16 protein-coding genes are annotated in these 19,158 nt (G+C 65.0%); 9 read left to right on the top strand and 7 right to left on the bottom strand.

Annotated elements, in window-relative coordinates; translation table 11 throughout:
* Window positions 1-26: 26 nt before the first annotated feature.
* Window positions 27-2,240, bottom strand: coding sequence for an NADP-dependent isocitrate dehydrogenase (locus tag AC0IPL_RS18730; RefSeq protein ID WP_474276515.1), 2,214 nt, complete (start codon window positions 2,238-2,240; stop codon window positions 27-29).
* Window positions 2,241-2,560: 320 nt separating this feature from the next.
* Entirely contained in the window at window positions 2,561-3,094 is a 534-nt protein-coding gene (locus AC0IPL_RS18725; RefSeq protein WP_474276513.1) for an SH3 domain-containing protein, read from the bottom strand.
* A gap of 161 nt (window positions 3,095-3,255) precedes the next feature.
* Here AC0IPL_RS18725 and AC0IPL_RS18720 point away from each other — a divergent pair, with 161 nt between their 5' ends.
* From AC0IPL_RS18720 to AC0IPL_RS18695, 6 genes are all read left to right on the top strand, one after another.
* A complete protein-coding gene (locus AC0IPL_RS18720; RefSeq protein WP_474276511.1) occupies window positions 3,256-4,242 on the top strand; it encodes a 2-hydroxyacid dehydrogenase in 987 nt (328 codons plus the stop codon).
* 43 nt (window positions 4,243-4,285) lie between these two features.
* Window positions 4,286-6,067: a gamma-glutamyltransferase gene (gene ggt / locus AC0IPL_RS18715; RefSeq protein WP_474276509.1), complete on the top strand. Its 1,782-nt coding sequence runs from the start codon at window positions 4,286-4,288 to the stop codon at window positions 6,065-6,067.
* A 130-nt stretch (window positions 6,068-6,197) separates the two neighbouring features.
* The gene (locus tag AC0IPL_RS18710) at window positions 6,198-7,601 is read left to right on the top strand and encodes an FAD-binding oxidoreductase (RefSeq protein WP_474276507.1); all 1,404 of its coding nucleotides are present in this window, start codon (window positions 6,198-6,200) and stop codon (window positions 7,599-7,601) included.
* 525 nt (window positions 7,602-8,126) lie between these two features.
* The gene (locus AC0IPL_RS18705; RefSeq protein ID WP_474276505.1) at window positions 8,127-8,456 is read left to right on the top strand and encodes a hypothetical protein; all 330 of its coding nucleotides are present in this window, start codon (window positions 8,127-8,129) and stop codon (window positions 8,454-8,456) included.
* 236 nt (window positions 8,457-8,692) lie between these two features.
* Window positions 8,693-11,200 (top strand): GcvT family protein, encoded by a 2,508-nt coding sequence (locus AC0IPL_RS18700; protein WP_474276503.1) that lies wholly within the window; start codon window positions 8,693-8,695, stop codon window positions 11,198-11,200.
* Between the two features lie 164 nt (window positions 11,201-11,364).
* Window positions 11,365-11,784, top strand: a complete 420-nt coding sequence (locus AC0IPL_RS18695; protein ID WP_474276501.1) for a PRC-barrel domain-containing protein — start codon at window positions 11,365-11,367, stop codon at window positions 11,782-11,784.
* A 65-nt stretch (window positions 11,785-11,849) separates the two neighbouring features.
* Here the strand turns inward: AC0IPL_RS18695 and AC0IPL_RS18690 are convergent, their stop codons facing one another.
* From AC0IPL_RS18690 to AC0IPL_RS18680, 3 genes are read right to left on the bottom strand one after another with little or no spacing between them, the layout of a single operon-like run.
* On the bottom strand, window positions 11,850-12,506 hold the full coding sequence (locus tag AC0IPL_RS18690; protein WP_474276499.1) for a DUF938 domain-containing protein: 657 nt from the start codon (window positions 12,504-12,506) through the stop codon (window positions 11,850-11,852).
* Window positions 12,506-13,576, bottom strand: coding sequence for an NAD(P)/FAD-dependent oxidoreductase (locus AC0IPL_RS18685; RefSeq protein WP_474276497.1), 1,071 nt, complete (start codon window positions 13,574-13,576; stop codon window positions 12,506-12,508). Before AC0IPL_RS18685 ends, AC0IPL_RS18690 begins: the two co-directional genes overlap by 1 nt.
* Before the next feature lie 4 nt (window positions 13,577-13,580).
* Window positions 13,581-14,528, bottom strand: a complete 948-nt coding sequence (locus AC0IPL_RS18680; protein ID WP_474276494.1) for an aldo/keto reductase — start codon at window positions 14,526-14,528, stop codon at window positions 13,581-13,583.
* Between the two features lie 136 nt (window positions 14,529-14,664).
* On the opposite strand from AC0IPL_RS18680, the gene AC0IPL_RS18675 reads away from it, so the two are divergent.
* The 3 genes from AC0IPL_RS18675 to AC0IPL_RS18665 all read left to right on the top strand — a co-directional run bounded on the left by AC0IPL_RS18675 (window position 14,665) and on the right by AC0IPL_RS18665 (window position 16,976).
* A complete protein-coding gene (locus AC0IPL_RS18675) occupies window positions 14,665-15,030 on the top strand; it encodes a hypothetical protein (protein ID WP_474276492.1) in 366 nt (121 codons plus the stop codon).
* 3 nt (window positions 15,031-15,033) lie between these two features.
* Window positions 15,034-16,272 (top strand): HlyD family secretion protein, encoded by a 1,239-nt coding sequence (locus AC0IPL_RS18670; RefSeq protein ID WP_474276490.1) that lies wholly within the window; start codon window positions 15,034-15,036, stop codon window positions 16,270-16,272.
* A 101-nt stretch (window positions 16,273-16,373) separates the two neighbouring features.
* Entirely contained in the window at window positions 16,374-16,976 is a 603-nt protein-coding gene (locus AC0IPL_RS18665) for a hypothetical protein (protein WP_474276487.1), read from the top strand.
* Between the two features lie 112 nt (window positions 16,977-17,088).
* On the opposite strand, the gene AC0IPL_RS18660 is transcribed toward AC0IPL_RS18665, so the two are convergent.
* Window positions 17,089-18,165: a BMP family ABC transporter substrate-binding protein gene (locus tag AC0IPL_RS18660; RefSeq protein WP_474276485.1), complete on the bottom strand. Its 1,077-nt coding sequence runs from the start codon at window positions 18,163-18,165 to the stop codon at window positions 17,089-17,091.
* A gap of 72 nt (window positions 18,166-18,237) precedes the next feature.
* Window positions 18,238-19,158, bottom strand: coding sequence for an ABC transporter permease (locus tag AC0IPL_RS18655; RefSeq protein WP_474276483.1), 921 nt, complete (start codon window positions 19,156-19,158; stop codon window positions 18,238-18,240).

The raw sequence follows: 19,158 nt of genomic DNA, 5'->3' as shown, positions 1-19,158 counted from the left end.
TTTTGCAGCGGCGGGTGCCGCCCGGATCAGTCGATGATCGCGTTCAGCGTGGCCGAAGGGCGCATCACCTTGGCCTTCAGCTCTGCGCTGGGGTGATAATAGCCGCCGATGTCGGCCGCGCCGCCCTGCGCCGCTGCCAGCTCGGCGAGGATCTGGGCTTCCTTGTCGGCCAGCTCCTTGGCGATCGGGGCGAAATGCTCGGCCAGTTCGGCGTCCTCTTCTTGCGTTGCCAGTGCCTCTGCCCAGTAGCGGGCGAACCAGTAGTGGCTGTCGCGGTTGTCCGGCTGGCCCACCTTGCGCGAGGGCGACCGGTTGTTGTCGAGGATGCCTTGCGTTGCGTCCTCGGCCGCGGTGCCCAGCACGCCGGCCTTGTTGTTGCCCTTGCTGTCGGCGAGGAACTTCAGCGATTCCCCCAGGGCGCAGAATTCACCCATCGAATCCCAGCGCAGGTGGTTTTCCTCGACCAGCTGCTGCACGTGTTTCGGAGCCGAACCACCGGCGCCGGTCTCGAACAGGCCACCACCGTTCATCAGCTTGACGATCGACAGCATCTTGGCGCTGGTGCCCAGCTCCAGGATCGGGAACAGGTCGGTCAGGTAGTCGCGCAGCACGTTGCCGGTGATGGCGATGCTGTCCTTGCCTGCGGTGATGGTCTCCAGGCTTTGGCGGGTGGCTTCGCGCGGTGCCAGGATCTTGAACTTGTCGGCAACGCCAGCCTTCTCCAGCGCGGGCTTCACGTATTTGATCAGCTCGGCGTCATGGGCGCGGTTTTCGTCCAGCCAGAAAATCGCCTCGGAGCCGGTCAGGCGCTGACGGTCCATCGCCAGCTCGATCCAGTTCTCGATCGGGGCTTTCTTCACCGTGCAGGCGCGCCAGATGTCACCTGTCTCGACGTCGTGTGAATGCAGCGTGTCGCCGTTGGCCAGCACGATGCGGATGGTGCCCGCTGCGGGGGCTTCGAACGTGGTCGGATGCGAGCCGTATTCCTCGGCCTTCTGTGCCATCAGACCGACGTTGGCGACCGCACCTGCGGTGGTCACGTCCAGCGCGCCGTTGGCTTTGAAGAAGTTGATGGTCTCATCATAGACAGAGGCATAGCAGCGGTCGGGGATCACGCAGTTGGTGTCGCCCTTGTTGCCGTCCTGGTCCCAGCCCTTGCCGCCGGCGCGGATCACCGCGGGCATCGAGGCATCGATGATCACATCAGACGGAACATGCAGGTTGGTGATGCCCTTGTCGCTGTCGACCATATACATGTCGGGACGCTCGGCGCGCACCGCGTCGATGGCAGCCATGATGTCGGCGTTGTCCTTGACGCGCTCCAAAAGGTCGCCCAGTCCGGAGTTCGGGTTCACCCCCAGCGCATCCAGCTCGGCGCCGTATTTCTCGAACACCGGCGCCAGCCAGGCCTTGACCGCATGGCCAAAGATGATCGGGTCGGAGACCTTCATCATGGTGGCCTTCAGGTGCAGCGAGAACATGGTACCGTCGGACTTGGTGTCCGCGATCGCCTCACCCAGAAAGGCATCCAGCGCGCGCGCGGACATGAAAGTGGCATCGGCCACGGTGCCCGTGTCCAGCGGCCAGGTCTCTTTCAGCACGGTGACCGAGCCGTCCTTGGCGACGAATTCGATCTTGGCATCACCTGCCTGATCGGCGGTGATGGTGGCGGATTTCTCGTTTGCGTAGAAATCGTTGCCCGGCATCGACGAGACCTTGGTCTTGCTGTCGGACGACCAGTCGCCCATCGAATGCGGGTTGTTCTGGGCAAAGTTCTTCACCGCCTTGGCAGAGCGGCGGTCGGAGTTGCCTTCGCGCAGAACCGGGTTCACCGCCGAGCCCTTGATGGCGTCATAGCGCGCGCGGACGTCCTTTTCGGCGTCGGTCTTCGGCTCCTCGGGATAGTTCGGGATGTCATAGCCCTGACCCTGCAGTTCCTTGATGGCTGCGGTCAGCTGCGGCACCGAGGCGGAAATGTTGGGCAGCTTGATGACATTGGCGTCCGGGGTTTTCACCAGCTGGCCCAGCTCGGCCAGGTCGTCGCTCTGGCGCTGCGCCTCGGTCAGGTTTTCCGGGAAGGTCGCGATGATGCGGCCGGCCAGCGAAATATCCTTGGTGCCGACGGTCACACCGGCGGCGGCGGCGAACTTGCGGATGATCGGCAGGAAAGATGCCGAGGCCAGTTCGGGCGCTTCGTCTACAATGGTATACAATACGTCGGGCTTTGAGTTTTCTGCCATGTTCCACAACCTTTCAGAGAAATTCGGAGGTTTGATGATGACGTCAGCGCGGAATCCCGCGCCGAAGAGGGTAGGGCCGGTGCTGTCGAGACGGGGGCGATGACGGGGATCGGTCCGACCGTGACAGCGATGGATGTTCCCCCATGTAAAACACCATTGCTGCGGGTGCAATGGTCTGGCGCATCCGGGCGGCGGGCGGATTGCCGCGGCGGTTGCAGGTCGACAGGCCAGGGGGGGGGAGGGGCGCGGCCCCTCTTGGGCCGATGGCTCAAGTCACCCCGGAGTATTTAGAGAACGATGAATAAGCCTGTCGGGCCGGATTACTCGCGCAGCTCATCCGGGGCGACGCCCCAGAGCTTTTTCTTGGGCGCCCAGCCGCTGTAGCCGCCGGCGGAGATTTTGCACCAGTCAGGCTGGCACTCGCCCAGCCGGGCCACCACGCCCAGCTCAAAGGCGGCATTGACCGGAGCCTGACTGTCGGGGCGGGTGTGGACGGTCAGCATGTCTTCCTCGACCAGCACCGTGCGCACCCCCGACAGCAGCGCGTAATGCACCCAGCCACCGAAACCGTCGCGGTCCTGCACCCTTCGCCAGTGGCCGTATTCGGCGGTGATCTTCAATGGCATGCCGCGGCGTTTGAACACCCAGTCAATCTTGTGGCTGAGCGAAGGCCCGCGGCGCACGTTGCCCTTGGCCGCCTTCATCGACACGAAGCGCGGCAGCGGCAGGTTGGTGACCGGGCCGCGGGTCTCGGCGGCACAGGTGGTCACCGCCAGTGTCACCGCCAGGGCCGCCGCTGCCAGCCGACGGGCTACATGTGCCGCAAGTGTCACGCTTCTGTCTGCCTTTGTCATTTGTACTGCCGTTGATGCCCGGTCTCGCTCTGCCCGGCGATCTGCGGAGGATTTTTCCCATCCCGCGACAGCCGGAGGCGCTTGGGTTCTTGTGCCCGCCTGCGTCCTGCGCCACGATGCCATGCAGGCGCAGGAATTGAAATGCCCAAGGGAGAGCGCAAGTGCCAAGAGATCGACTGAGTGTTGTCGTTACGCGACGGTTGCCGGAACCAGTGGAAACCCGGCTGAGCGAACTGTTTGATGTGCGCCTGCGCGAGGATGACACCCCTATGAGCCGCAGCGCGCTGGCAGCGGCGCTGAAAGATGCCGACGTGCTGGTGCCGACCGTGACCGACACCATTGACGCGGGCCTTCTGGGCCAGGCCGGTGATCGGCTGCGGCTGATTGCCAATTATGGCGCCGGGGTGGACCATATCGACGTCGCCACCGCCCGCCAGCGCGGCATCCTGGTGTCTAACACCCCCGGCGTGCTGACCGATGACACCGCCGATATGACCATGGCGCTGATCATGGCCGTGGTACGCCGCCTGCCCGAGGGGCTGGCGGTGATGCAGAAGGGCGACTGGCAGGGCTGGGCGCCGACCGCATTGCTGGGCGGGCGCATCGCCGGGCGGCGGCTCGGCATCCTTGGCATGGGCCGGATCGGTCAGGCCGTGGCCAAACGCGCCGCTGCCTTCGGCATGCAGGTGCATTACCACAATCGTCGTCGCCTGCGCCCCGAAATCGAGGAAAAGCTGGAGGCCACCTATTGGGAGAGCCTTGACCAGATGGTGGCGCGGATGGATGTCATCTCGGTCAACTGCCCGTCGACGCCGTCCACCTTTCACCTGCTGAATGCGCGCAGGCTCAAGCTGATGAAACCCTCCGGCGTGATCGTCAACACGTCGCGCGGCGAGGTGATCGACGAACATGCGCTGACCCGGATGCTGCGCGCCGGTGAGATCGCGGGTGCCGGGCTGGATGTGTATGAACACGGCACCGACATCAACCCGCGCCTGCGCGAGCTGCCCAATGTGGTGCTCTTGCCGCATATGGGCTCCGCCACCCTGGAGGGACGGATCGAGATGGGCGAGAAGGTGCTGCTGAACATCAAGACATTCGAGGACGGCCACCGGCCGCCGGATCAGGTGGTGCCGTCGATGCTCTAGAAAAGGCGCCCGGCGGCAGCACGGTTTCAAGGGAGGATTTTAGATGAAGCATTTCGTTCTGGCCTGCGCCGGTCTTGTCGCCGCGCCCGGCTTCGCGCAGGAAGCCGCCGATGCGGTCGCGCCCGAGGCCGCGACCTCCGGCGCGTTTGAAGCAATCTCGACCGAGGTGGCAGAGGCCCTGGCCGCCAAGGCCGAAGGCCGCGCCGTGCAAGGCGACAACTGGATGGTGGCCGCCGCCAATCCCCATGCGGTCGAGGCGGGCGCGCGCATCCTGCGCGCAGGCGGCACTGCGGCGGATGCGATGGTGGCGGTGCAGACGGTGCTGGGGCTGGTGGAGCCGCAGTCCTCTGGGCTGGGGGGCGGTGCCTTTCTGGTCTGGTATGACGCCGCCAGTGGCGAGCTGACCACGCTGGACGCCCGCGAAACCGCGCCGCTGGCGGCCACGCCGACGCTGTTTCAGGACGAAAACGGCGCGCCCTTGAAATTCTATGATGCGGTTGTTGGCGGTCGCTCCGTCGGCACGCCCGGCACGCCGGCGCTGCTGGAGGCCGCGCACCGGCGCTGGGGCCGCGCCAACTGGCCTTCGCTGTTCGAACCGGCCATCCAACTGGCCGAGAACGGCTTTGCCGTTTCGCCGCGTCTGGCCGGTCTGGTCGAGGGCGACGCTGACCGGCTGGGCCGTTTCGCCCCCACGGCGGCTTATTTCCTGCCCGGCGGCGCGCCATTGCAGGCAGGCGACACCTTGCTGAACCCCGACTACGCCGCCACCCTGCGCGCCCTGGCCACAGGCGGCGCGGCGGCCTTCTACACCGGTCCGATTGCTGCTGACATCAGCCGCACCGTCCAGACGGCGGCTGGCAATCCCGGCGTGCTATCGACCGTGGATCTGGCGCTGTACCACGTGCGCGAGCGTCCCGCCGTCTGCGCGAAGTACCGCGAATTTGAGGCCTGCGGCATGGGGCCGCCGTCCTCTGGCGCGCTGACCGTGGGGCAAATCCTGGGCATGCTCGACAGCTATGACCTGGCCGCCATGGGCGCCGACAGCGCCGAGGCTTGGCGGCTGATTGGCGATGCCTCGCGCCTCGCCTTTGCCGACCGCGGCCGCTACATGGCCGACAGCGATTATGTGCCGGTGCCCGTGCAGGGGCTGGTGGCCGCGGATTACCTCGCCTCCCGCGCCGAGCTGCTGCAAGGCGACGATGCACTGCCGGAGGTCGCGCCGGGAACGCCCGAATTCGACCACGCGCTGCTGCTGGCGGATGACGAGTCGATCGAGCTGCCCTCGACGTCGCATCTCTCGATCGTGGACAGCTATGGCAACGTGTTGTCGATGACCACGACGATCGAGAACGCCTTTGGCTCGCGCTTGATGACAAATGGGTTTCTCCTCAACAACGAGCTGACGGATTTTTCCTTCCGCAGCCACCGCGACGGCGTGCCAATTGCAAACCGGCTGGAGCCGGGCAAGCGGCCGCGCTCCTCGATGGCGCCAACGATTCTGCTGCGTGATCGGCAACCAGTGCTTGCCATCGGCTCGCCTGGTGGCAGCCGGATCATCGGCTATGTGGCAAAATCCATCATCGCCTGGGCGGACTGGGGCATGGACATTCAGGCGGCGCTGGCGCTGCCGCATCTGGTCAACCGCTTCGGCACCTATGATCTGGAGGCGGGCACAAGTGCCGAAACCCAGGCCGAAGCGCTGGAGGGCATGGGGTTCAAGGTGAACGCCCGCGATCTCACCTCCGGCCTGCACGCGATCGAAATCGGCGAGGGGCTGAAAGGCGCCGCCGATCCCCGCCGCGAAGGCATCGCCCTGGGCGGCTGATCCGGTTGCCCGGCCGTTGGGCCGGGCGGCAGCCGCGCGACCTGGGACAAGCCTTGCGCCCCGCGCGCGGCCACCTATAGTGCCTGCAAATTGATAAGCATGCCCACCAACATCCAAGGAGCCCCCTCCCATGGTCCAAGCTACATCACTGCCCCGCAACGAGGCCGGGATCCGCGCCGCAATCGGCGCCCTTCAGGACCGTCTGGGCGATCGGCTGCAAACCGGCCAGGCGATTCGCGAGCAGCACGGCCACACCACCACCTGGATCACCAACCAGGCGCCTGACGCGGTGGCCTTTCCCACCACGACCGAAGAAGTGGCCGAGATCGTCACGATCTGCGCCGAATACGGTGTGCCGGTGATCCCTTTCGGCACCGGTACCTCGCTGGAGGGCCATGTGAATGCGCCCGCGGGCGGCATCTGCGTTGACATGATGCGTATGGACAAGATCCTGGAGGTCCACGCCGAGGATCTGGACGTGGTGGTGCAGCCTGGCGTGACCCGCGAACAGCTGAACACCCACCTGCGCGACCAGGGGCTGTTCTTTCCGATTGATCCCGGCGCCAACGCCTCGCTTGGCGGCATGGCCGCCACCCGCGCCTCCGGGACCAACGCGGTGCGCTACGGCACCATGAAAGACAACGTCCTCAGCTTGGAGGCGGTGATGGCCGACGGCGGCGTCATCCGCACCGCGCAGCGGGCCAAGAAATCCTCGGCCGGCTATGACATGACCCGCTTGCTGGTCGGCTCCGAGGGCACCTTGGGGCTGATCACCGAACTGACGTTGAAATTGCAGGGCATCCCGGAGGCGATCCGCTCCGCCCGCTGTGCCTTTCGCACGGTGGATGATGCCTGCCGCGCCGTGATGATGACCATCCAATACGGCATCCCCGTGGCCCGGATCGAGCTGCTGGACGACCTCAGCGTGCGTGCCGCCAATGCCTATTCCGGGCTGGAGCTGCCGGAAACGCCGCTGCTGCTGTTGGAATTCCACGGCTCCGATGCGGGGGTGGTGGAACAGAGCGATATGTTTGCCTCCATCGCTGAGGAGTTCGGCGGTTTCGACATCGCCGCCACCTCCACCGCAGAGGAACGCAACAAGCTGTGGCAGGCGCGGCACGACATGTATTGGGCCAGCCTGCAACTGCGCCCCGGCGCCAAGGGTATTTCCACCGACGTCTGCGTGCCGATCTCGCGGCTCGCGGAATGCGTCGCTGAGGCGCGGCAGAAAGCCGAAGACCTGGGCCTGCTGGCACCGATGGTGGGCCATGTGGGCGACGGCAATTTTCACGCGCTGCTGCTGATCGACATGGACAACGCCGAGGAACGGCGAAAGGCGGATGAATATATCGGCTGGCTGAACGAGATGGCAATCTCGATGCAGGGCACCTGCACCGGCGAACATGGCATCGGCCAGGGCAAACGCCCCTATCTGCACAAGGAACTGGGCGAGACGACCCGCTACATGGCGGCCATCAAGGCGGCTCTCGACCCGGAAAACATCCTGAACCCCGGCAAAATTCTGGAAATCTGACCGATAGGGTCGCAGGCCTTGGCGCTGCGGGCCGATGTTTGAATTTGAGCATTTGGAGAAAGATGAAAGGACGAACGTGCCGTCATCTTTCCCAAAATACGCACTGCGCGCCGGTGGCTGACTGCGCCCCGCCTGCGTGTTGCGCCACCGCCGTACGCCGCTGACACCGCATGTAAAGGCGGGTGTGGCAGGGTGTCATGGATCGCGATCACTGCCGGGCCTGACACCCCCGGCACACAGGAACAGGGCCCTCTGACCGGGGCACGCAGAGACAACGTTTAGCGTGCGGGCGGATACGCCCGTCCCGCCTCCGCCCCTGTGGCGGCGCCGCCATCTTTACGCTGACGATCCGCAAGACAGATACAGGCTGACATGGCACAGCACAGCAACCGGCAGGGCAGGGGCCTTGACCGGATAGCGGCAATTGTGCCGATCCAGCGAGGAATTGCCCGCAAAGCGCCGCAATTTTGCGCTGCATCCTGATGTGGGCTGGGCGTGGCGCAACGATGGATCCGGGGAGCTCTCATGGGATTGAAAAAGGCCGCAAGCATTCTCTTGTGCAGCACGCAGGTCGTGGTTGGTGCGGATTACTACATTCAGACCCGCGATTCCGGACTGGGCTGGGGAGATCTGAGCGCCACGGATTACGGCACCATCGTACAGGACCGCTTTGCCCGCGCCCGTGCCGCCAAGGCAGCCCGCGGCGACGGTGACAGCTCTGCCTGGGAGGATGTCGCAAGCTACGGCAAAAGCCTGCTGGGCCGCAGCGAGCAACTGGCCGAGGCCCAGCCCGCCCCGCAGGAAGAAGTGCCAACACCCATTTGCGTGCGTCGCGGCACTGTTGCCGACTGCTGATCGCAACCGACCGGTGCAGCAGGGGCGGAAACGGGGGCAGACGCCCCCTTTATTATGCGTGGTAGGGATGAAAATCCGTGTGAAACAGCCCGTTGGCGCGGTTTTCCGGCAGAAACCTGCCCCGTCTGGCGCGCAAGGTCGGTTTTGGCTGTTTTTGCGTCGGCTGGATTTCGCGCCGCCGGGCGCGCTTGGGCATAACCATTTGCAAGAATCTCATAACGCTGGAGAGCCGGAGAATGAAAACCCAAGTCAAAGCACTTGTTGTGGGCGGCGGCGCCGTCGGCACCTCGATTGCCTATCACCTGGCCAAGGCTGGCTGGGACGATGTCATGCTGATCGAACGGGACGAGCTGACCTCCGGTTCGACCTGGCATGCAGCCGGCCTTCTGCCGCTGTTCAACATGTCCTATGCGACCACCCACATCCACAAGTACTCCGTTGATTTCTACAAGACGCTGGAGGAAGAGACCGGCCTGAACGCAGGCTTTGCCGTGGTCGGCAACCTGCGCATGGCCCAGACGCAGGAGCGCATGGACGAATACATGCTCTATGCCTCCACCGCCGAGACCTGCGACGTGGCCTACGAGTGGCTGACCCCTGACCAGATCAAGGAACGCTGGCCGCTGATCGAAACCTCTGATCTGAAGGGCGCGATCTACCACACCGAGGACGGCTATATTAACCCCGCCGACGTGACCCAGGCGATGGCCAAGGGCGCCCGTCAGCGCGGCGTCGAGATCGTGCGCAAGATGCAGGCCGACGCGTTCCACTGGAACGGCACCCATTGGGAAGTCACCTGCACCAAGATGATCGAGAAGGGTGGCAACCTGGTCGAGTCCGACGAGAAAGTGGTGATCACCGCCGAGCACGTCGTGACCGCCTCCGGCAACCACGCGCAGCGCACCGCCAAGATGCTGGGCATCAAGATGCCGGCGATCCCGGTCGAGCATACCTTCATCGTCATGGATCAGGACCCCGAACTGGTCAAATGGCGCGAAGCGGGCAATCCCGAGCACCCGGTGATCCGCGACGCCGACAACGAATCCTACGCCCGCGAAGAGCGCGGCGGCTGGATCCTCGGCATCTACGAGCACGGCGCGCCCGCGCGCTTTGAGCATGGGGTGCCGGACAGCTTCCGCGCCGACCTGTTCCCGCTGGACCTGGACCGGATCGCTGACCAGTACATGGCAATGGCAGAGCGCGTGCCCTCCTGCGCCGAAAGCGGCCTGAAGGACGATTTCAACGGTCCGATCTGCTACACCCCCGACGGCAATCCGCTGGTCGGCCCGGCACCCGGCCTGCGCAACATGTGGCTGGCGGAAGGCTTCTCCTTCGGCATCACCGCCGCAGGCGGCACCGGCTACTACCTGGCGCAGATGATGGTGGACGGCGAGGCCGAGATCGACATGGCGTCGCTCGACCCCAAGCGTTACTCCTCCAACTGGATGACCACCGAGTTCGCGGCCCGCAAGAACGAGGAGTGCTACGAGCACGTCTACATCCTGCACCACCCCGACGAAGAGCGCGAAGCCTGCCGTCCGCTGCGCACCGCCCCCGCCTATGACCGCCAGAAGGCCCGCGGCGCACAGTTCGGCTGGGTCAACGGCTGGGAACGCCCGAACTACTTCGGCCCCGTCGATGCGCCGGAGAATTTTGACCATGACGCCCGCTCCTTCCGCCGTGGCAAATGGTGGCAATACGCCGTGGAAGAGGCCAAGGCGATCCGCGAAGGCGTTGGCCTGATCGACGCCACCGCCTTCACCAAACATGTGGTCAAAGGCCCCGGCGCGACCCAGTTCCTGGACTGGTTCACCTGCAACAAACTGCCCAAGGTGGGCCGCATCAACCTGACCTATGCGCTGACCTCGGCGGGCACCACGCGCACCGAATACACCATCGTGCGCAACGGCGAGAACAGCTACTATCTTGTCTCTGCCGGTGCCTGGTCGGAATATGACGCCGACTTCCTGCGCAAGGCGGCCGAGGACAAGATGGAGGAGTTCGGTTACATCGAGATCCAGGATGTCACCACCCAATGGGGCGTCTTTGCCATCGCAGGTCCGAAATCCCGCGATGTGCTGAAAGAGGTGATCGTGGATGCCGATCCCGAAACCGCGCTGTCGAACAAGCGCTTCCCCTGGCTGTCGGCGCGCCAGATCGAACTGGGCATGTGCCCGGTCAATGCGATCCGCGTGGCCTACACCGGGGAACTGGGCTGGGAACTGCATCACCCGATCGAGATGCAGAACTACCTGTTCGACCTGTTGGAGAAGGCTGGCGAGAAGCATGGGCTGAAGCTGGTCGGCGCCCGGGCCCAGAACTGGCTGCGCCAGGAGAAGAGCTACCGCGCCTTCGGCAATGAGCTGGGCCGCGACGCGACCCCGCTGGAAGCCGACCTGCCGCGCTTTGTCGATCTGGAGAAGGACTTCCACGGCAAGGAGCAGTTGATCCAGACCGGCGTCCGCGTGAAGTGCTGCACCCTGCTGATCGACGGGCCGGACGATGCCGATCCCTGGGGACGGGAGGTGCTCTACACCGAAGATGGCACCCGTGCGGGCCGTCTGACCTCGGGCGGTTACTCGGTGGCCTTCGGGAAATCCATCGGCATGGGGTATGTGAAACCTGATCTGGCGGTGGAAGGCACCCGGCTGAAGGTCAAGATGCAGGACCAGCTGTGGGATGCGGTCGTGACCTGCGACAGCCCCTATGACCCAAAGAACGAGACCATCCGCCAGAACGGTTGATCCCGACTTTGAACAGAGAGAAAGCCCCGGCGCGGTTGCCGGGGCTTTTTCATTGGCCTGCGCCGCGCTGCGCGATGCGACTGCAAGATTTCCCAGCTTTTTGCGGAACTTTCCGGACCGTGGCCCGTTCTCTTGATGAAGATAACAAAACAGGAGAACGCATTATGAAACGCTTCGCGACGATCGCCCTTGCCTTTGGTATGGCTGCCGCACCGGCACTTGCGGAAACGCATATGGACTCCGAAAACCTGATCCGCACCCGCGACATCACCGGCGGTGACATCTACACGCTGAACGGCCCGATGGACGAAGATACCTGGGGCAACTGGGAGTCGGAGGGCGTTGGTCCGGACTGGAACGACATCGGTGAAATCGAAGACATCATCTTGGACCGCAGCGGTCAGATGGTGGGTGTCGTGGCCGAGATCGGCGGGTTCCTGGACGTGGGCGACAAGCACGTGATGATCCCGGTGGGCGATATGCGCCTGACCCCGGTGGATGACAAGCGTTACGTGATCGTCACCCGCTTTACCGAAGAGCAGTTGGAAGAAATGCCGTCTGTTGACGAAGGCTGGTGGGACTAACCCACCACTGCAAAGAGGGGCCACTGGCCCCTCTTTTTTTGTCTGTCGACGATAGGAACGGACCGTCACGCAGGCGGTTTATCCGCAACCAGCGCCAGGTTGTTGGCAGGCATCTCCACCGCCTGCGCCAGCTCCAGCCCGGCGCCATGCAGCCAGTCGATCACATCAAAATCATCCTTGTAACCGGTCTCCGGGTCATGGGCCCGCAGGGCGGCGTCAAAGCTTTGATCGCCTTCGCTGGTCAGCGCGCCGGCACGGGTGAATGGGCCATAGACCACAAAGCATCCCCCGGGCGCCAGCGCGGCGGCAGCCTCGGCGATCAGGCATTTCGCCTCGCCCTCGCTGATCAGATGCAAAAGGTTCACCAGCACGATCAGATCCTGCCCGGCCTGCTGCGCGCCCCAGCCCGGCACGGTGACGTCCAGTGCGATCGGCGGCAGGATGTTGTCCAGCTCGGCCTCCTGCAGATAGGCGCGGATACTGTCGCGGCGCGCGGCATCCACTTCGCTCGGCTGCCAGATCAGGCCGGGCAGGCGGGCCGCATGGGCGACCACATGCTGGCCGGTGCCGCTGGCCAGCTCCAGTGCCCGGCCCTTGGGCGGCGCAACCGCGGCCAGCAGGCTGCCGATCGCGTCACAATTGCGGGCCGAAGCCGGGGCAAACAGCTTGCCGTCCTGCGGCATCGCCACCGAGGCGGCATCGGGGACCGAACGCACCACCATCAGCGCAGCCGTCCCGGTGTCAGCGCCGCAACCGTCGCCGCGTCCAGCTCTGGCGTGCGGCCCGCCACCAGATCCGCCACCAGCTGCGCAGCGGCCGGGGCGGTCTGGATGCCGTAGCCGCCCTGCGCGGCGCACCAGATGAAATCGGGCTGATCCGGCTCCGGCCCCAGCACCAGCGCGCCGTCGCGCACAAAACTGCGCAGGCCCGCCCAGTTGTGCTCCACCCGCGTCACCGGGGTGGTCACATGTTCCTCGTATCGGGCCAGGCCCTCGGCCAGCACCATATCGTCGGCATAGGCGTCATGTGGCTCTGCCGGGTCGGCCTCAGCGGGAGAGACCAGCAGCTTGCCCGCGTCGGGCTTGGCGTACCAGCTCTCGTTCGGGCCCATGAACATCGGCCAGGTGCCAACCTCATGGCCGCCGGGCGCAGGCAGCCGGGCCATGGAGCGGCGTTTGGGTTGCAGGCCGATCGGCGTAATTGACGCTAACCGCGCAACCTGATCGGCCCAGGCGCCTGCCGCGTTGACGAGTTGCCTGGCTGCAAACATCTCGGGGCCCGCCGTCACCTGCCAGCCCTGTGCGGTGCGGCTGATGGCGGTGACCGGCGCATGGGTGCGGATCACCGCGCCACTGGCGCGGGCCGTGCGGGCAAACCCCTGAAGCAGCCGGTCCGCATCCAGATCCTGCGCATCGGCATGCCATCCCGCCCGGGCAACGCGCTTGGGATGCAGGATCGGCACCATGTCGCGGGCCTCGGTGGCGCTGATCTCTTCCAGTCCCAGATCTTCTAGGTCGTGGTCGAACGCCGCCTCTTCCCCGGCGGCCCCCAGCAGCAGAAAGCCGCGTGGCGACAGGCAGCCGGCAGCGCGGTGATGTGCGGCACTGGCCCGGCTGAGGGCAACAACTGGGGCCGGACCATAGTTTTCCTCGAACATCGCCGCCGAGCGGCCTGAGGCGTGGCACCCCAGCGCTTCTTCCTGCTCCAGCACGGTCACGCTGCCCAGGCCCGACAGCCGGGCGGCCGCGCTGATGCCGGCCATGCCACCGCCAATGATGATGAAATCCTGCACGTCGCTACTCCTGTTCTTCCAGCCGGTCGGTGGCGGGTGCCGGGCGCGGGCTGAGCGCGCTGATGGTGCGGTACAGATCGGCCCCCATGTCAAACTTCAGCGCCGCCAGCGAAGGGCGCAGCTGGTCCAGGTTGCGGGCCGAGATGATCGGCATCGGGCGGCTGGGATGTGCCGCCGCCCAGGCCACTGCCAATGTCGCCGCTTCGCAGCCCTGTTCCGCCGCCAGCGTGGCCAATCCGCGGGCGGCTTCATGCATGTAGCCCTGCCCATAGCGCGCAGCATAGCGGCTGTCCTCTTGCAGCCGCCCGGCTCCTGCGCCGCTGGCATACTTGCCGGTCAGCAGCCCGCCGCCGAGCGGCGAATAGGGGGCGACGGCAATGCCCTGATCGGCGCACATCGGCAGGATCTCCACCTCCGCCTGGCGCTTCACCAGCGAATACATCGGTTGCAGGATATCCACCGTCAGACCGGTTTCCAGCCCCAGCAACTGCGCCTTCATCACCTGCCAAGCGGCAAAGTTCGACAGGCCGACATAGCGGATCCGCCCGGCGTCCTTCAGTGTGGCAAGACACGCCAGCGTGTCGCGCAGGTCAGTGTCGGGATCAAAGCGGTGCAGGTAGAGAATATCGACCATCTCCAGCCCCAGCCGACGGCAGCTGTCGTCCAGCTGGAGGCGGATGTTGGCGGCGCCTGCACCACCGGTGTAACCCGCCTTGGTGGCGATCAGCAGCGCGTCGCGCTCTGCGCGGATCAGCTCGCCCAGGATCTGTTCCGAGCGGCCGTCGGTATAGAGCCAGGCGGTGTCAAAATGGTTGATCCCGGCGGCGCGGCAGGCGGCATACATCGCTGCCGACTGCGCCGCGTCGGCGCGGCCGCCAAACTGCATGCAACCAAAGGCAAACGGGCTGGCGGGGGATCCATCGGGGGCGGTCAAAGGCTTGGTTCTGGTCATGCGGCGACACTGCCACGCGGTCTGCCCAAGGCAAAGGGGTTTCCCGCGCCGCGCGATAAAAGGCTTTGTCAGATTGATGGGGAGTGCAACTGTAGATTGGTTAGTAAAAGAGTTTTCAGTTTAAGAGGTGCGCCCGATGACCACAGCAGACGTACACCCGATGGCGACGGGGCATGTGCCCCCATTCTTGCCGGGCCCGGATGGCAGCGATCCGTTCTTCACCTTTATGGTGGTGTTGACATTGCTACTGGTGGTCGGCATCGGCGCGTTGTATCTGACGCTGCATGCGCTGCCCGAGAGAATGGCGCATACCGATAACCATGCGCAATTCCAGGTCATCGGCATTCTGGCCTTGCTGGCGCTGTTCACACACAACAATCTGTTCTGGGTGGCGGCTTTGCTGCTGGCGGCCTTTCGGGTTCCGGACTTCCTGACACCGCTGTGGTCGATAGCCGCCTCGCTGGAAGAGCTGAAGCAACACCAGCGCCGGACTGAGGGCTGAGCGATGCTGGAACTGCTCATTTGTTCTTTGGTGACGATCCTGCCGGATTTTCTGGTGCGCCGCTTTGTCCAGGGCAAGCGCCTCGGCAAGGAGATCACTTTTTTCTCTGTTTGGTATGAGCTGCGCTGGGGGATCACCGGATGCGCCGTGCTGACCATTTCCCTGATTACAGCGATCTTTTATTATCACCCGGCGACCAGTAGCGTTGCATCCTACTTTCGCACCGTGACCATCCTGCCGCAGACCGGCGGACGGGTGGTCGACGTGATGGTGGAAAACAACGAGCAGGTTGCGGCAGGGCAGCTGCTGTTCCGGCTGGACGATGCCACCCAAAAGGCGGCGGTGGCGACCGCGCAGAGGCGCATTGCGGAAATTGATGCCTCGCTGGCCCTGGCACGGGTGGAGCTGCGCGCGGCGGAGGCAGGCATTCAGCAGGCAACCGCTTCGCTGACCCAGACGCAGGAAGATCTGTCGCGCAATCGCGAACTCCTTGACCGCGGCTCCACCGCGGTGCGGATGACAGAAATCGAAAGGTTGCAGAACGTGGTTTCCAGTCGGGAGGCCCAGCTGGAAGCCGCAGAGGCCGGCAAGGCCTCGGTGACCGAAAAGATCGAGGTGTTGATCCCGGCACAGCGCGCCAGCGCCGAGGCCGCGCTGGAACAGGCGCAGGTGGAGCTGGACAAGACCGACGTGCGGGCCGGCGTGGCCGGGCGGGTGGAACAGTTCGGGCTGCAACCGGGCGATTACGTCAACCCGATCCTGCGGCCCGCCGGTATTCTGGTGCCGACAGAGTTTGTCGAGCGCGACCGGTTCGTCGCCGGTTTCGGGCAGTTGACGGCCAATGTCATCAAGCCCGGCATGTTTGCCGAAATGGGTTGCATGACCAAGCCGTTCACCGTCATCCCGATGGTGGTCGTTGCTGTGCAGGACGTGATCCCGTCGGGCCAGGTGCGTCCGGGCGACAGCCTGCGCGACCCGCAGGACAACCAGCGACCCGGCACCCTGACAGTGTTCATGGAGCCGCTGTACGAGGGCCAGGCGGAGGACATTCCGCCGGGCAGCACATGCATCGCCAACGCCTATACCAGCAACCATGACCTGCTGGATGACCCGGAGCTGAGCACCGGAAGGTGGCTGTTCCTGCATGCCGTGGACACGGTGGGCTTGGTGCATGCGCTGTTGCTGCGGGCCCAGATGCTACTCATGCCGGTGCAGACGCTGGTATTCTCCGGCGGTCACTGAGGCCCGGCCGGACCGGTCCCGCGCGGCGGCAAGTGCCATATTGCCGCCCCCTTTTTCTGATAGCACGCTCCGCAACCCGCAGGCAGGTATGGAGCGTGTCGATGAAACAGTTTCTGATGATCGCGGCGGTTGCCGCGCTGGCAGCTTGCGGAGCGCCGCAAAAGCCGGACTACTGGACCGCGACGCGGGCAGGCTACGGCGTTGACGCCGGCGCCGCATCCGGTGATGCAGCCGGTGTCCCGACCGGGGCTGCCGACGCCCGCTACCGGGCCAATGCCGAGGCGGCGCTGAACGGCGGCGCCGCAATGCGCCCCGGCGTGCATCAGACCCGCACCGGCGCGCCCTGGCTGGTGGCACATTCCGCAGGCTTCCAGGCCCGCGGCGAGCGGCTGAATGGCACCGCAGCGGCCCAGGCCGCACTCGCCTACAAGACAGACGAGCGCAGGGGGCCCTATGCAGCCAAGACCGGTCTTGGAGGCGCGAACACCCGTTTTCGCATCGTCACCATCGACAGCAGCAGCTTTGCGGTGCTGTTCGCCATCAACATGCCCAGGGCGGAGTTGCGCGCGCCTGACAGTGCCGCGCTGCGGCAGCTCACCGCCTATGCCGCGCAGATCTCGGGGTGCACGGTAACCGGCCCGGCGGTGACGCAGCGCGACGGCGGGCAGGTACGCAGGCTGGCCGCTCCGGTGCATTGCGCCTGAGGACTTACCCCTGAGGCACGGCGCGTGGCCGTGCCGCGGCCCGTCGCAGGGGCCGCAACAAGAAAGGCCCGCCAATTGGCGGGCCTTTTGATGTTTCGGGCCGCAGAACGGCTTATTGCGGGATGTCGCCTTCCAGGCCTTCGACAAAGAAGTTCATCCCCGCGAGGGTGCCGTCATCGGCGACTTCCCCCTCAGCCAGCCAGTCGGAGCCGTCCTGCTTTTTCAGCGGGCCGGTGAAGGCGTGGTAGGAGCCATCGGCCAGGGCGGCTTTGAGCTCCAGCGCGGCGTTCTTCACGTCGGCAGGAACCGCGTCAGAGATTTCACCGATACCGACCATGCCGGCGCCGATGCCGTCCCAGGTGTCGACCGACTCCCAGGTGCCGTCCATCACGGCCTTGGTGCGGGCGATGTAGTAGGGCGCCCAGTTGTCGATGATCGAGGAGACCCGCGGCTTGGGCCCGTATTCCGCCATGTCGGAGGCCTGGCCGAAGGTGATCACGTTGCCTGCGGCCTGCGCAGCAGCTTGCGGCGCGGTGGAATCGGTGTGTTGCAGGATCACGTCGGCGCCCTGTTCGATCAGCACCTTGGCGGCGTCGGCTTCCTTGGCCGGATCGAACCAGGTGAAGGCCCAGACGATCTTGAACTCGACGTCCGGGTTCACCTTCTTGGCGTGGATATAGGCCGAGTTGATGCCGCGGATCACTTCGGGGATCGGGTAGGAGCCGATGTAGCCGATGATGTTGCTCTCGGTCATGTGGCCCGCGATGGTGCCCTGCACCGCGCGGCCCTCATAGAAACGTGCGGAATAGGTCGAGACGTTCTCGGCGCGCTTGTAGCCGGTGGCGTGCTCGAATTTCACGTCCGGGAACTTCTTGGCGACGTTGATGGTCGGGTCCATGTAGCCAAAGGAAGTGGTGAAGATCAGATCCGCCCCTTGCAGCGCCATCTGGGTGATGACGCGCTCGGCGTCGGGGCCTTCGGCAACGTTTTCGACATAGACGGTTTCCACCTTGTCGCCAAACTCGGCTTCGACCGCCTTGCGGCCCTGGTCATGCTCATAGGTCCAGCCGCCATCGCCGACAGGGCCGACGTAGACAAAGCCCACCTTGGTCTTGTCTTGGGCCCAGGCCGCGCCGGCGGCCAGGCCAAGCGCCACAGCGGCGCTGGTCAGAAGATTGGTCAGTTTCATGTTTGGGACTCCCCGTTTTGGTTGTGTCGCCCAGGAGAGGACCCTGGGCGGGATTGTGTGCCGCCCGCCATATCAGCGGGAGGCATGGAAGTTGCGACCGAGCGACGCGGGTGCGCTGCTCTTGTCGGCCGAAAGGATAACAAGCACAATGATCGTAATCAGATAGGGCGACATTGCCAGATACTCGACCGGGATGGCAACGCCTGCCGCCTGTAGATTAAGCTGCACCACGGTGACGCCGCCGAAAAGATAGGCACCCAGCAAGGCGCGCCACGGCTTCCAGCTGGCAAACACCACCAGCGCCAGGGCAATCCAGCCGATGCCGGCGGTCATGCCCTCGGTCCACTGCGGCACGCGAATGAGGCTGATATAGGCGCCGCCCAGGCCCGCGCAGGCACCGCCGAACATGATCGCCAGAATGCGGATGCGGATCACCTTGTACCCCAGCGCATGGGCGGCCTCGTGGTTCTCGCCCACTGCGCGCAGCACCAGACCCAGGCGGGAATATTTCAGCACCCACCACACCGCCGCGGTCAGCGCGATGCCGAAATAGAGGATGATGTCATGGCCGAACAGGATCGGGCCAATGACCGGCAGATCGCTAAGCAGGGGGATATGGATGTCACCCATCTGCGGCGGCTTCACCCCCACATAGGACTGGCCCATCAGCGCCGACAGCCCCAGCCCGAACAGCGTCAGCGACAGGCCGGAGGCGACCTGATTGGCCTGCGCGAATTGGGTCAGGATGGCAAACAGCACCGACAGGGCCGAACCGGCAAAAGCCGCGGCGATGAAACCAAGGAGCGGCGAGCCGCTCTCCACCGCGGTGGCAAAGCCCGCGATGGCGCCGACGATCATCATGCCCTCGACCCCGAGGTTCAGAACGCCGGATTTCTCCACCACCAGCTCGCCGATGGCGGCCAGCAGCAGCGGTGTCGCCGCCACCATCAGCGAGGCGATGAGCAGGACCGGGTTGATTGCAGACAGATCCAT

Source organism: Leisingera sp. SA32 (assembly GCF_056033425.1).
The sequence above is the reverse complement of the archived record's forward strand: the minus strand, read 5'-3'. Positions and strand labels throughout refer to the sequence as shown.

Bases quoted from the DNA above. Each gene is read 5' to 3' on its own strand.
- AC0IPL_RS18665 (WP_474276487.1), top strand. From the start codon at position 16,374: ATGAAACAGTTTCTGATGATCGCGGCGGTTGCCGCGCTGGCAGCTTGC.
- AC0IPL_RS18700 (WP_474276503.1), top strand. From the start codon at position 8,693: ATGAAAACCCAAGTCAAAGCACTTGTTGTGGGCGGCGGCGCCGTCGGC.
- AC0IPL_RS18675 (WP_474276492.1), top strand. From the start codon at position 14,665: ATGACCACAGCAGACGTACACCCGATGGCGACGGGGCATGTGCCCCCA.
- AC0IPL_RS18655 (WP_474276483.1), bottom strand. From the start codon at position 19,158: ATGGATCTGTCTGCAATCAACCCGGTCCTGCTCATCGCCTCGCTGATG.
- ggt (WP_474276509.1), top strand. From the start codon at position 4,286: ATGAAGCATTTCGTTCTGGCCTGCGCCGGTCTTGTCGCCGCGCCCGGC.
- AC0IPL_RS18710 (WP_474276507.1), top strand. From the start codon at position 6,198: ATGGTCCAAGCTACATCACTGCCCCGCAACGAGGCCGGGATCCGCGCC.
- AC0IPL_RS18730 (WP_474276515.1), bottom strand. From the start codon at position 2,240: ATGGCAGAAAACTCAAAGCCCGACGTATTGTATACCATTGTAGACGAA.
- AC0IPL_RS18680 (WP_474276494.1), bottom strand. From the start codon at position 14,528: ATGACCAGAACCAAGCCTTTGACCGCCCCCGATGGATCCCCCGCCAGC.
- AC0IPL_RS18690 (WP_474276499.1), bottom strand. From the start codon at position 12,506: ATGGTGGTGCGTTCGGTCCCCGATGCCGCCTCGGTGGCGATGCCGCAG.
- AC0IPL_RS18725 (WP_474276513.1), bottom strand. From the start codon at position 3,094: ATGACAAAGGCAGACAGAAGCGTGACACTTGCGGCACATGTAGCCCGT.
- AC0IPL_RS18695 (WP_474276501.1), top strand. From the start codon at position 11,365: ATGAAACGCTTCGCGACGATCGCCCTTGCCTTTGGTATGGCTGCCGCA.
- AC0IPL_RS18705 (WP_474276505.1), top strand. From the start codon at position 8,127: ATGGGATTGAAAAAGGCCGCAAGCATTCTCTTGTGCAGCACGCAGGTC.
- AC0IPL_RS18660 (WP_474276485.1), bottom strand. From the start codon at position 18,165: ATGAAACTGACCAATCTTCTGACCAGCGCCGCTGTGGCGCTTGGCCTG.
- AC0IPL_RS18670 (WP_474276490.1), top strand. From the start codon at position 15,034: ATGCTGGAACTGCTCATTTGTTCTTTGGTGACGATCCTGCCGGATTTT.